At 60.5% G+C, this 11,917-nt stretch carries 9 protein-coding genes and 3 pseudogenes; 10 read left to right on the top strand and 2 right to left on the bottom strand.

From position 1 onward, the window contains the following. Window positions 1–95 precede the first annotated feature (95 nt). The 6 genes from ACP7B3_RS21940 (at window position 96) to ACP7B3_RS21965 (ending at window position 7,354) form a co-directional block, all read left to right on the top strand. Window positions 96–440: an FKBP-type peptidyl-prolyl cis-trans isomerase gene (locus ACP7B3_RS21940; protein WP_145163437.1), complete on the top strand. Its 345-nt coding sequence runs from the start codon at window positions 96–98 to the stop codon at window positions 438–440. Between the two features lie 12 nt (window positions 441–452). Next, window positions 453–1,055 (top strand): GNAT family N-acetyltransferase, encoded by a 603-nt coding sequence (locus tag ACP7B3_RS21945; RefSeq protein ID WP_426180755.1) that lies wholly within the window; start codon window positions 453–455, stop codon window positions 1,053–1,055. Window positions 1,056–1,527: 472 nt separating this feature from the next. Then, window positions 1,528–2,244 (top strand): MgtC/SapB family protein, encoded by a 717-nt coding sequence (locus ACP7B3_RS21950; RefSeq protein WP_119735498.1) that lies wholly within the window; start codon window positions 1,528–1,530, stop codon window positions 2,242–2,244. 301 nt (window positions 2,245–2,545) lie between these two features. Further along, window positions 2,546–3,172, top strand: coding sequence for a response regulator transcription factor (locus ACP7B3_RS21955; protein WP_106579958.1), 627 nt, complete (start codon window positions 2,546–2,548; stop codon window positions 3,170–3,172). A 6-nt stretch (window positions 3,173–3,178) separates the two neighbouring features. After that, entirely contained in the window at window positions 3,179–6,808 is a 3,630-nt protein-coding gene (locus ACP7B3_RS21960) for a transporter substrate-binding domain-containing protein (RefSeq protein WP_426180758.1), read from the top strand. Window positions 6,809–6,931: 123 nt separating this feature from the next. Continuing rightward, a complete protein-coding gene (locus ACP7B3_RS21965) occupies window positions 6,932–7,354 on the top strand; it encodes a chemotaxis protein CheY (RefSeq protein WP_426180760.1) in 423 nt (140 codons plus the stop codon). Here the strand turns inward: ACP7B3_RS21965 and dkgB are convergent. Further along, a complete protein-coding gene (gene dkgB, locus ACP7B3_RS21970; RefSeq protein ID WP_426180762.1) occupies window positions 7,351–8,169 on the bottom strand; it encodes a 2,5-didehydrogluconate reductase DkgB in 819 nt (272 codons plus the stop codon). The two genes, ACP7B3_RS21965 and dkgB, sit on opposite strands and share 4 nt — an antisense overlap. A gap of 194 nt (window positions 8,170–8,363) precedes the next feature. Here dkgB and ACP7B3_RS21975 point away from each other — a divergent pair, with 194 nt between their 5' ends. The 4 genes and pseudogenes from ACP7B3_RS21975 to ACP7B3_RS21990 all read left to right on the top strand — a co-directional run. Next, window positions 8,364–8,759, top strand: coding sequence for a carboxymuconolactone decarboxylase family protein (locus ACP7B3_RS21975; RefSeq protein ID WP_426180764.1), 396 nt, complete (start codon window positions 8,364–8,366; stop codon window positions 8,757–8,759). Between the two features lie 102 nt (window positions 8,760–8,861). Next, a pseudogene (locus ACP7B3_RS21980) lies at window positions 8,862–9,648 on the top strand (ABC transporter substrate-binding protein); the annotation flags it as partial. 34 nt (window positions 9,649–9,682) lie between these two features. Then, window positions 9,683–9,871 (top strand): annotated as a pseudogene (locus ACP7B3_RS21985) (ABC transporter); the annotation flags it as partial. A 3-nt stretch (window positions 9,872–9,874) separates the two neighbouring features. After that, a pseudogene (locus tag ACP7B3_RS21990) lies at window positions 9,875–10,003 on the top strand (NAD(P)H-dependent oxidoreductase); the annotation flags it as partial. A gap of 234 nt (window positions 10,004–10,237) precedes the next feature. On the opposite strand, the gene ACP7B3_RS21995 reads toward ACP7B3_RS21990, so the two are convergent. Then, window positions 10,238–11,317, bottom strand: coding sequence for a 3-deoxy-7-phosphoheptulonate synthase (locus ACP7B3_RS21995; RefSeq protein WP_369302715.1), 1,080 nt, complete (start codon window positions 11,315–11,317; stop codon window positions 10,238–10,240). Between the last annotated feature and the right edge of the window lie 600 nt (window positions 11,318–11,917).

Below are 11,917 nucleotides of genomic sequence, written 5' to 3' on the forward strand. Positions count from 1 at the left end.
TTGCTGTCCGCACTCCGTTGGGCCGTGCGCAGGTGCTTGCCAAACGCCGGTGATTCTGGGAAAACGCCCACCTTCTGGTATTCAACGAGCACCCCATGAGCAACCAAGACCTTCAGATCACTGACATCCGCCTGGGCGACGGTAAAACCGTGGTCAAGGGCGCACTGATCACCACCCAATACACCGGCACCCTGGAAGACGGTACGGTGTTCGATTCGTCCTGGGAACGCGGCAAGCCGTTTCAGTGTGTGATCGGCACCGGGCGCGTGATCAAAGGCTGGGACCAGGGCTTGATGGGCATGCGCGTCGGCGGTGTACGCACATTGTGTGTACCGGCGCACCTGGCGTATGGCGAGCGCTCGATGGGCGCGCACATCAAACCCAACAGCAACCTGCGGTTTGAAATCGAGTTGCTGGAAGTGCTGACGCGCGATGACTGAAGGAAAGTGAACATGGACGTTGATGTTGAGGCGTTGCCGGGCTGCTCCGTCGCGGGCATCCGGGTGGTTGAATTGCTGGGCAGCGACGCGGCTGAGCTGCAGCATTTTTTCGAACAGGCGCCGGCCTATTTCATCGCGGTCAATGGCGAGCCGGCCGGGCCGACTGAAGCGCGCGAAGAACTGCAGGGCCATTTGCCGGCAGGGTGGCGCTGCAGCCGGATGTACTGGCTGGGTTACCGCGATGCGCAGGATCAGTTGGTCGCCGTGGTGAACATTGCCGCGGACTTGCTCGCTGCCGGGGTCTGGCATATCGGATTGCTGCTGGTGCATACGCGTTTGCACGGCACCGGGCTTGCGCGACAGTTACATGCCGATCTCGAATCCTGGGCTGCGAGCAAAGGCGCCCAATGGCTGCGGCTGACGGTGGTGGTCGGCAACACCAGGGCCGAGCGGTTCTGGCCCAAGCTTGGGTATGTGCCGGTGCGCACCCGCGAGGGAATTACGATGGGACGGCAGGTGAATACGGTCTCGATTCAGGTCAAGGCGTTGGCGGGTGGGCGGATGGATGAGTACCTGGAAAAGGTCGAGCGTGATGGGCCGGGTACGCCGTCATAACCGATGTACATAGACCTGATCTGCAGTGACCATTTCCCTTCCACCTTTGATCGGGATGACGCCTGGAAAACGCTTCCTGAACTCGCGCTGAAGAAGCGGCCTGTTGGTCATCGGTAAGCTTTCCTACGGTTTACTCACGCGAAAACGCGGCGTAAACTCCGCGCGTTTTCATCAATAGCGGAGACCCTCAGTGGGTACTTGTTCGAGTGACAGTTGTCGGCCGGTTTCAGTAACCGGCACATCCTTGGCAAGATAACGCGCATTCTTCCTGTGCCGTTGTCTCGCCTGAAAAAAGCGAGAAGCGGCATTCCGGCAGCGGCCAGTCCTGGCACCTGCGTGCATCCCTCTCATCGACGCTGACCAGCACCTGAAAGCATTCAGGCTGCTACGGACGCGCCTGCCTTTTACGGTGGGCGGGCCAAGGGTATCTGTATCCGTCAGTTTGGCTGGCAATAAACAGGGAGGATTTCCTATGCAAGCAATCAACAACATCAACCTCAATTCTTTGGTCGATACTGTCGTCAGCCTCAGCGCGGCGTTTATCCTCGGTGGCTTGATCGGCTTCGAGCGTCAGTACCGCCAGCGCACGGCGGGTTTGCGCACCAATGTGCTGGTGGCCGTGGGCGCGGCGATTTTTGTCGACATGGCCAACCGGCTGGGCGGCGCGGAAGGTGCGGTTCGGGTGGTCGCGTACGTGGTCTCGGGCATCGGCTTTCTGGGGGCTGGCGTGATCATGCGCGAAGAGGGCAACGTGCGCGGGCTCAACACTGCCGCCACCCTGTGGGCCTCGGCAGCCGTGGGCGCTTGTGCGGGCGCCGATCTGATCCTCGAAGCGCTGCTGGGCACGCTGTTTGTACTGGCGGCCAACACGCTGCTGCGCCCGATCGTCAACAATATCAACCGTCAGCCTCTGGACGTGGTGTCGGCAGAGGTGACCAACATCCTCTATGTCATCGCGCGGCGCAGCCAGCAACAGGCGGTGATGGTGTTGCTCGAAGCCGAGCTGGCGCGCTGCAACTACCCGGCGAGCGACGTTGACGTCCGGCCGTTTGGCAGTGAAGAGGTGGAGATCGAGGCCACCCTGGTCGCGACCTCGGTAGACGGCGACGAACTGGATGCGCTGGTAGCGCGTATTTCCACATCGACCCTGGTGGTGCAGGCCTTCTGGAGCCCGAGCACCACTGATTAACCGGCGCGCCTCACGCATGACCAGGCGCTGGCTTGGTCATGTTTCGTGAGGAAAAGTCCTACATACGCTTGGGACTATCCCTTCGGATGAAACGTCATTTCGTTGCTAAGGTTGCGCGCTTGCAGCTAGCCGGCGGCATTGGTTTGGCTGTACGTGTTCGGCCGGTTTCAATCGAAGGGACCAGGAACAGCCTGGTTATTGTCCTGAGTAGGTGCAGCACCGCTGGTCGGCACTGTCATTTCTCACAGGTACCTGTGTCCCGTGTGATGTGTAAGGGTACTTATCCTCTCAGGGGAGTTTTATGACTAAAGCGCTAATAGTTGATGATCATCCGTTTATCCGTAAAACCGTCCGGCATCTGCTGACGCTGGAAGGTTTCACCGAAATCGATGAAGCGGGCAACGGTGCGGACGCTGTGCAGAAGGCCAGAGAGGGGCGTCCGGCGTTGATCATTCTTGATTTGGCGATCCCGAAGCTGGGGGGGCTTGAGGTGATCAGCCGGGTCAAGGCGCTGGGCCTGCCGTGCAAGATTCTGGTACTGACCTCGTACCTTCCGGAGTTTTTTTCGGCGCGTTGCATGCGTGCCGGCGCCATGGGGTTTGTGGCCAAGACCGGTGAGCTGGATGAGCTGCAAAAGGCTATCAAAGCGGTGATGTCCAACTACAGTTGCTTCCCCAGTTTGCCGAGCAGTTCGGTGCGCCGTGACGATCTGCAGTCCACGGAGCAGGAACTGGTGCAAGCCCTGTCAGATCGCGAGTTGGCGGTGTTGCAGATGCTGGCCCTGGGCTTGGGCAATAACGAAATTGCCAATCAGATGTTACTCAGCCACAAGACCATCAGCACCTACAAGACGCGACTCAAGGAGAAGCTGCGCATGTCGTCTGTGGTCCACATGGCCAAGTTTGCACAGCGTAATCATCTGATCTGATCAGACATGATCCTTGCGCCGATGCGACGGTTCATCATCACGCTGTTGATGGGCTTGCTGCCGATGATGGCCAGTGCCCTTGATCAGCCGCAAAATTTGCGCCTGCTGGGGCACTCCAGCCTCAATGGCCACTCCGTAACGCTGGGCGAGGCTGACTGGCAGTGGTTGCGGGGGCGGCGTGTGTTGTTGATGGGGGTTTCCGCGCCCGACTACGGGCCCTTCGAACTGACCAACAACAACGACGAAATCGAAGGCATCACGTCGGACTATGCCGGGTTGCTCGCCCAAGCGCTGAACATCAGCGTTGAGGTGCGGCGCTACGACACCCGCGATGAAGTGCTCGAAGCCCTCAAGCAAGGCGCCATTGACCTGCTTGGGACGTCCAATGGTTTTGAGGCGGGCGACCCGCAATTGGTGCTTTCGCGTTCCTACGCCAATGACCAGCCGGTGCTGGTTACCCGCACTGGCGACAGCCAATCCCTGAGCGTCGGCCTCGCAGGCAAGCGCATCGCCATGCTCTATCACTACATGCCGCCCGACGTGGTAGAGGCTTTTTACCCCAAGGCCCATGTGGAGCTGTTTCCATCTATTTTCGAAGCCATCGGCGCCGTCGCGTTCGGTCGCGCCGATGTCTACCTGGGCGATGCCATCTCTGCCAATTACCAGATCAACCGCAACCACTTGAACAATGTGCAAATGGCGGATTTTTCCACGTTGGAATCCAATTCCTTCGCCTTTGCCGTGCTCAGGGACAACACCCGCTTGCTGCGCATCATCAACACTGCGCTGAGGGCGATCCCGGCGAACGAACAGATGGAAATATTGCGTCGTTGGAACGGTGACAACCTGGGCCTGCTCGGTGCCGAGCGGTTGCACTTGAGCACCAGTGAGCAGCGTTGGCTGGAGAAACACCCGCGGGTCAGGGTGGTGGCGTCCGAGCAGATGCTGCCGTTGGCGTCCTTTACGGCGCAAGGGCGACTGGAGGGCTTGAGTGCCGATGTTCTGTCGCGGATCAGCTTGCGTACCGGCTTGAAGTTCGATGTCGTTTCCGGCGGCTCGATGCCTCAGCAGATTGACGCGGTCAGTACAGGCCGCGCCGACATGATGGCGGTGGTGACCCCCAGTATCGAAGGCTCTGATCAGGTGCGCTTTACCCGGCCTTACCTGACCAACCCGGTGGTGCTGGTCACCCGCAATGACGACCCCGGCACGATGACGCTGGAGGACATGGTCGGCAAGCGCCTCGCGATCAGCAGTGGCAATGCCGTGCGTGACGTCATCCACCGCGATTACCCAGGGATTAACTTTGTGGCGGCGCGCAACCCCACCGAAGCCATGGCGCTGGTGGCCAACGGGGCTGCCGAAGGGGCAGTCAACTCATTGATCAATGCGCGTTACCTGATCGCCCAGCAGTACCGCGACCGCTTGCGCGTGACCAGTACCGTCGGCGCCGAGCCGGCACGCATGACGTTCGGGGTCAATCGTGGCCAGTTGGAGTTGTACTCGATACTCGACAAAGCGTTGCTGAGTATCCCTCCGCAGGAGATGGATGAGCTGGTCAGCCAATGGCGCACGGATGTGATCATCGAGGACCATTGGTTGCGTCACCGCAGTGCGATCATTCAAGGCTTTGGCCTGGCGGCGTTGTTGCTGCTAATCACTTCCGGCTGGGCTATTTACCTGCGCAGCCTGATCCGCAAACGCGCGCAGGCGGAACGGGCCTTGAGCGACCAGATGCGTTTTATGGGCGTATTGATCGACGGCACGCCCTATCCGATTTACGTGCGCGACCGCCAGGGCCGGCTGATGGCGTGCAACAGCGCTTATCTGGACGTGTTCGGCTTCAAGTCCGACGCAGTGATCGGCAAGACGGTGATAGAAGCCGACAGCGGCAACCCTGCGCAGTCGCGGTCCTTCCATGAGGATTACCTGCGGTTGATGGAACGCGGCGAGCCGCAGATCAATGACCGGCTACTCACGTTGCCGGGTGGCAAGGTGCTGACCATTTACCACTGGATGCTGCCGTACCGCGATGGGGACGAAAACGTGGTGGGCATGATCGCCGGCTGGGTGGATGTGAGCGAACGCCAACGGCTATTGGGCCAGTTGCAGGAAGCCAAGGAAGACGCCGATGCCGCCAACCGCGCCAAGACCACGTTTCTGGCCACCATGAGCCATGAGATTCGCACGCCGATGAACGCGGTGATCGGCATGATTGAATTGGCGCTTGCCAATGCCGAGCAGGGGCGCGTCGACCGCGATGCCCTGGAGGTCGCCTCGGTTGCGTCGCGCGGCATGCTCGAGCTGATTGGCGATATTCTGGATATTTCCCGAATCGAATCCGGTCACTTGTCCCTGACCCTGGCGCCGGCCAATCTGCATGAATTGCTCACCTCGGTGGCGCGGGTGTTCGAGGGGCTGGCGCGGACCAAAGGCCTGGCGTTGCAGGTGGAACTCGACCCGCTGATTGATTATCCGGTGCTGATCGACTCCTTGCGGTTCAAGCAGGTGGTGTCCAACCTGCTGAGCAACGCGATCAAGTTCACGGCCCAGGGCCAGGTACGTCTGGGCGGGCGCAGTGCACCGGGGTCTGACACTGGCCATCTGGAACTCGTATTGTGGGTGGAAGACACCGGCATCGGCATCAGCAGTGAAGACCAGCAGCGTCTGTTCAACCCGTTTTTCCAGGGCAGCAACACCGAACAATCAGCGCGCAGCGGCTCGGGGCTGGGGCTGGTGATCAGCCGCAGTCTGTGTGAAATGCTGGGCGGCACGCTGCAGTTGAGCAGTGCGCCCGGGCAGGGCACGCGAGTGGACATGACGTTGACGTTGGCCAGGGCCACCGCAGTGCCGGTCGAGCGTGCTGGGCCGGCGCCTGTGGTCCGGCCAGGCCGTGTATTGAGCATCTTGGTGGTGGACGACTACCCGGCCAATCGCTTGCTGCTGGCGCGCCAACTGCGCTTTCTGGGGCATCGCATCACCCTGGCCGAAGACGGTGTGCAAGGGCTTGAATGCTGGCAAGCCGAGCAACCGGATGTGGTGATCACCGATTGCAACATGCCCCTCAAGAATGGCTACGCCCTGGCGCGCGATATCCGCGCGCAGGAGCGTGCGCAAGGCTTGGTACCGTGCTTGCTGCTGGGCTTTACCGCTAACGCGCAACCGGAGGAAACCGAGCGCTGCCGACAGGCAGGCATGGATACCTGTTTGTTCAAACCTGCCGGCCTTGAGGACTTGCGCTCGGCACTGGCCGCACTTGCGACCAGCCCTGGGGTATCTGAGGTTGAGCAGACATTTGATGTGAGCGCCCTGATCACGCTGACGGGTGACGATGACGCGGCGCTCAATGAACTGTTGATACCGTTGCTTGAAAGCCTTGAGGCAGACCGCGCGCTGCTGCCGGTGCTGCACCGCCAGTTGAATTTTCACGAACTGCATGACCTCGCCCATCGCGCCAAGGGCGGTGCACGGTTGGTCAAGGCGCGGACGCTGATAACCTGTTGCGAAAGGCTTGAGGAGGTGTGTCAGCGCCAGGAGCGCGACGCACTGGGCACGGCGATTGAAGCGGTAAGCGAAGCCCTCGACGATCTGCATCGGCGCTTGAGCAGCTTTACGCTCGGCGCTGAGCGCGGTTGAGCGCCGTTCAGTGGATTTGGGAGAACTCCTACATGAAGGAGGAACATACCTGATTTTGTCTTCGGGATATGTCTGGAAAATGGGCCACGCTCACTGACGAGCACAGCCTGCCAGGGGTTTGCCATGCCGAACAAAGCACTGACTATCCTGATTGCCGATGAACAGCACCTGCAACGGCTGTACATCGAAAAAATGCTCAACCAGCTGGGGTACCACCGGATTGTTCCGGTGCAAACCCTTGAAGAAGTCCAGATTCTTACCGCCATCCCGGCCGAGCCATTCGACGTACTGATCATTAATGCGGGGTTGGCCGCCCAGGCCGACGGGCCGCAGCCCCAGGTGCATCATGTACTGGTCTACGACCACCAAACCCTGGATATTCCAGGCGGTGTACCGCCGACGCTGCTGGTCAGGCTGCCCGGCATGCCGGACACCGTCAACCTCGAGCACTTCATGGACATCATCGACCCACCCGAGCCCCACCGTGGCCTGCGGGTATTGCCATGGCTGCGGGAGTTATCCCGCACGCCGGCGGCCGGGGTTTAGTCCCACTTCGGGGCGATGCCTTTAGGGCTGGTCAGGCGATGGCCGCGCTCCAGGCCGGCGATCTGTGCCATGTCGGCAGCGCTCAAAGTGAGTTGCAGGGCCTTGAGGTTGCTGTCCAGATTGGCACGTTTGGTGGACGACGGAATCACCGCATAGCCCAATTGCATGGCCCACGCGAGGGTCACTTGCGCCGCCGTGGCTTGGTGGCGTTCGGCGATCTGCTGGATTACCGGGTCTTTAAGCACTTCGCCGTAGGCCAGGGTCATGTACGACGTAATCTGAATACCGTGGGCGATGGCGAAATCCACCACCTTCTGGTTTTGCAGGTAGGGATGCAGTTCGATTTGGTTGGTGGCGATGTTTTCGGCGCCCACCGCGGCAATCGCCTGCTTCATCAGGTCGATGGTGAAGTTGGAAATACCGATTTTGCGCGTCAGGCCCAGGCGCTTGGCTTCCAGCAACTGGCCCATGAATTGGGCGACAGGCACCTGGTCTTCCGGCGACGGCCAGTGGATCAGGGTCAGGTCCAGGTAGTCGGTTTTCAGTTTGCGCAGGCTTTCACGCAGGCTGGGAATCAACTGGCCTTCGGCGAAATTGGCAATCCAGATCTTGCTGGTGATGAACAGTTCGTCACGCGGCACGCCGCTGTCGGCAATGGCTTTGCCGACATCCGCTTCGTTCTCGTAGATCTGCGCGGTATCGATGACGCGGTAGCCCAGTTCCAGGCCCGTGCTCACAGAGTCGATTACCACTTGGCCTTGCAGGCGGAAGGTGCCAAGGCCGAAGGCGGGAACGTTTTGCATAGGGATAGACATCTGTAACTCCTGAAGGGGTGTGAACAGTGGAGTCGAGTATCCCCTCGACGTTCCTTCGGAAAAACCGTCGAACCCGAAAAGGACTCTTTACCAGAAGTCACGAGTCTCGCCCGCAATAAAAAATGCGGCTTCACTTGCCACAGACAGCTGCCGCACGGTATTCCAGAACACCCACTGTCAGCCCGGAACATGCCATGACCCAACACTTGACCGAATACGCCGACGCCAGCCCCGAGGTGCGCGCGGTGTATGACGACATCATGCACACGCGCAAGGTTGACCAGGTGAATAACTTCTGGAAATGCCTGGCCGCCCACCCGCCGACCCTGCGCCGCACCTGGGAAAGCCTCAAGGAAATCATGGCCCCCGGCGCACTGGATCCGCTGACCAAGGAGTTGCTCTACGTGGCCGTCAGCGTGACCAACAATTGCCCGTATTGCATCGCCTCCCACACGGCTGCCGCGCGCAAGGCCGGTATGACTGACGCGATGTTCGGCGAGTTGCAGGCGGTGGTCGGCATGGCCAATCAAACCAACCGCCTGGCCACCGGTTATCGCGTGCCGGTCGATGAGGTATTCAAGTGGCCTTGAGATCGCTCAGCGGTCGAACCACGCCATCCACCGGCGCAAGCGGCTCAAAAGGTTGGCGGCGTAATCACCCAGATGACTCGCGTCTCTACCTTGCCCGGGTTCGGGCAAGTCGATGTGATCAACAAAGTCGACCTGAAAACCGTGGCGTTGCTCAAGCGCAACCCAGGCTTGGTGATTGAAGAACCCAAGGGCGCCCAGCACTACACCTTCCCGATGCTGTGCGACAGCAACGAGTTCAAGAACAACGACATTCGCATGGCCATGAAGCACGCGATCAACCGCGAAACCCTGCTGGCGTCGGTGCTGCACGGTTATGGCCTGGTGGGCAACGACCACCCGATCCAGCCGGGCAGCCGCTTTATCAACGCCGCGCTGGAGCAGCGCCGCTACGACCCGGACAAGTCGCGCTTCTACCTGCGCAAGGCCGGGGTGGAGTCGCTCAAGGTGCGCCTGCAAGCTTGCGACGCTGCTTACACCGGCGCGCTGGACGCCTCGGTACTGTTCAAGGAACAGGCGCGCCAGGCCGGTATCGACATTGACGTGGTGCGCGAGCCGGCCGACGGCTACTTCTCCAATGTGTGGATGAAGCAGCCGTTCACCACCTCGTTCTGGTACAGCAGCCTGACCGCCGACCGCATGTTCAGCATCGGCTACGCCAAAGGCGCGGCCTGGAACGAAACCCTCTGGGACAACGCGCGCTTTAACCAACGGCTCACGGCGGCCCGTGGCGAGATGAACGCGCCGCTGCGCCAAGAGATGTACAACGAAATGCAGGCCCTGTGCCGGGACGATGGCGGCGCGTTCGAACCGCCTCAGCCACGGGCCGCTGACCGCGCCGTATGGTGAATTGGATGGGCTGCGGCTGATCGAGCGGTGGTGGCAGGCCTAGGGATCGACCAGCCAATGAACATCCAGTGTGGGAGCTGGCTTGCCTGTTCATCACCCACGACGTCGCCACGGTGCGCGCGATTGCCGATGAGGTGGTGGAGATGCAGCGGGGCAGGGTGGTTGACCAGGGCAGCTGCAGCGCGATTTTTACTCCGCCTTACCAGGACTACACCGGCCTGCTGTTTTCATCGGAACCGGAAATGGACCCGGGCTGGCTCGATCATTTCAGTGACTTGTACGCCATGCAGTGGAGCCCGGTGGCGTCGGCGGCGGATTTTTCCACGCGCGAGAACCCTGACTATCTGGTGTATGCCCTGGAGCAACGGCTGGGGGTGAAGAAGCAATCGATTGCAGCGGCGGGATTTTCTGCTGGGGTATGCGCAGAAACTGCAAGGGCTGGCGAGTGAGCAGCCCTTGGTGTTTGCGAAACTGGCGCAGTTTGATGAGGCGTTGTATCCACTTTCCCGACCCAAACACCGTACAAGTGTGGGAGGGGGCTTGCCCCCGAATGCGGTCTATCAGTGCCAGGTTTTCTGACTGATCCACCGCCTTCGCAGGCAAGCCAGCTCCCACATTTTGATCTCCATCCGTCAGTCAGCTTTGTGGTGTTCCCGCAACCGCTCAGCCGCACCACGCAACAGCTGCTCGGTGCCACTCCAGCCCAGGCAACCGTCGGTCACCGACACGCCGTATTTCATCGACGCGCTCAACGGCTGGCAACCTTCGAACAGATGGCTTTCGAGCATCATGCCGATCAGCGAGGTGTCGCCTTGCAGGCGTTGTTCCAGCACGTCGTTGAACACTGCCGGCTGACGCAACGGGTCTTTGCCGCTGTTGGCGTGGCTGCAATCGACCATGATCCGCGCCGCGACTTTGGACTTGGCCAAATCGTGTTTTACCTGGGCCACACTTTGCGCATCGTAGTTTGGCCCACGGTGGCCGCCGCGCAGCACCAGGTGCGTGTCGGGGTTGCCTGGGGTCTGGATGATTGCCGGATGGCCCTGGCTGTCGACGCCGAAGTGGCGGTGCGGGTGTGACGCCGAGCGCATAGCGTCACAGGCAATCGCGACGCCGCCGTCGGTGCCGTTCTTGAAGCCTACCGGCATGCCCAGGCCGCTGGCCATTTCGCGGTGGATCTGCGATTCGGTGGTGCGTGCGCCAATGGCGACCCAGCTGAGCAGGTCATCGAAGTAGCCGGCGGCCATGGGTTGCAGCAGCTCGGTGGCGACCGGCAGGCCCAGGCGCAGCATTTCACGCATCAGTTCGCGCGACAGGGTCAGGCCTGCGGCCATGTCATCGCTGCCGTCCAGGTGCGGGTCGTAGGCCAGGCCTTTCCAGCCGATGGTGGTGCGCGGTTTTTCCACGTAGGCGCGGATCACCAGCAGCATCTGGTCGCTGACTTCAAGCGCGAGTTTCTTCAGATTGCGTGCGTATTCCATGGCCGATTCGGGGTCGTGGATCGAGCACGGGCCGACAATCACCAGCAAACGGGCGTCTTCACCGTTGAGGATGGCGCGCACGGCTTGGCGATGGGCGTAGATCTGTTCGTTGAGGAACGGGCTGAGGGGCAACTGGTGCTTGAGTTCAAGCGAGCTGGGCAGGCGCTGGGTCAGGGCTTCATTGGCGCTGGACAGGTTGGCAACAGGCAAGGCGGCGGTAGCAGAGTTCATATTCAAGGCTTCCTGGGCAAGCGGCGGGCGATTCCCGCGCGCTCTGCCCTACTGGGGTGTTCGACAATTGGCCGTATTGGCTACGTGTGTTGGCTTGCCACCAATAGGTGACCGATCGGAGGCGGCAGGCTGTCCCGAACGGAGCTTGCTAAATCGCCATGCAGTGGAGGTGTCGTAGCGGTAATAGGTGGCGTAGTTCATGTCGTGAGTCCTTTTAGTGTTCGGTGTGAAGCAAAATGAGTAAGGGCTGAAAAAACAAAACCCCCGGTCGGGGAGCCGACCGGGGGTTAGATTTCTCTGGCAGGCGACCCCTTGAGTAGTGGGCGCCGATTTCAGGTATCAGGCGCGCCAGTGGCTAAACCAATACCCAAAATAAAAGCTGACCAGTGCGCTCAAACCGTTCACGCGGGTAGCCGACACCGAGCGCGAGGCGCTGGCAGCAGGGCAAACCTGAGTGTGGGTGAGTTGCAACATGGTGTGTCTCCAAATGATGCGGGGAGCTTACTAGAGGCACGCGGGTGGATTCAATCAGTAATTTCTATCGCCTGAGGTACTTACGGCTATGGGGTGAGTATCGATATGCTGCTGACACTTAGATAT

The organism is Pseudomonas sp. TWRC1-2 (genome assembly GCF_049896685.1).
In the GTDB taxonomy this organism is placed as follows: domain Bacteria; phylum Pseudomonadota; class Gammaproteobacteria; order Pseudomonadales; family Pseudomonadaceae; genus Aquipseudomonas.

What these genes read in the sequence shown, in the direction of transcription:
- ACP7B3_RS21965 (WP_426180760.1), top strand. Translation starts at nt 6,932, where the DNA reads ATGCCGAACAAAGCACTGACTATCCTGATTGCCGATGAACAGCACCTG.
- ACP7B3_RS21955 (WP_106579958.1), top strand. Translation starts at nt 2,546, where the DNA reads ATGACTAAAGCGCTAATAGTTGATGATCATCCGTTTATCCGTAAAACC.
- dkgB (WP_426180762.1), bottom strand. Translation starts at nt 8,169, where the DNA reads ATGTCTATCCCTATGCAAAACGTTCCCGCCTTCGGCCTTGGCACCTTC.
- ACP7B3_RS21975 (WP_426180764.1), top strand. Translation starts at nt 8,364, where the DNA reads ATGACCCAACACTTGACCGAATACGCCGACGCCAGCCCCGAGGTGCGC.
- ACP7B3_RS21940 (WP_145163437.1), top strand. Translation starts at nt 96, where the DNA reads ATGAGCAACCAAGACCTTCAGATCACTGACATCCGCCTGGGCGACGGT.
- ACP7B3_RS21950 (WP_119735498.1), top strand. Translation starts at nt 1,528, where the DNA reads ATGCAAGCAATCAACAACATCAACCTCAATTCTTTGGTCGATACTGTC.
- ACP7B3_RS21945 (WP_426180755.1), top strand. Translation starts at nt 453, where the DNA reads ATGGACGTTGATGTTGAGGCGTTGCCGGGCTGCTCCGTCGCGGGCATC.
- ACP7B3_RS21960 (WP_426180758.1), top strand. Translation starts at nt 3,179, where the DNA reads ATGATCCTTGCGCCGATGCGACGGTTCATCATCACGCTGTTGATGGGC.
- ACP7B3_RS21995 (WP_369302715.1), bottom strand. Translation starts at nt 11,317, where the DNA reads ATGAACTCTGCTACCGCCGCCTTGCCTGTTGCCAACCTGTCCAGCGCC.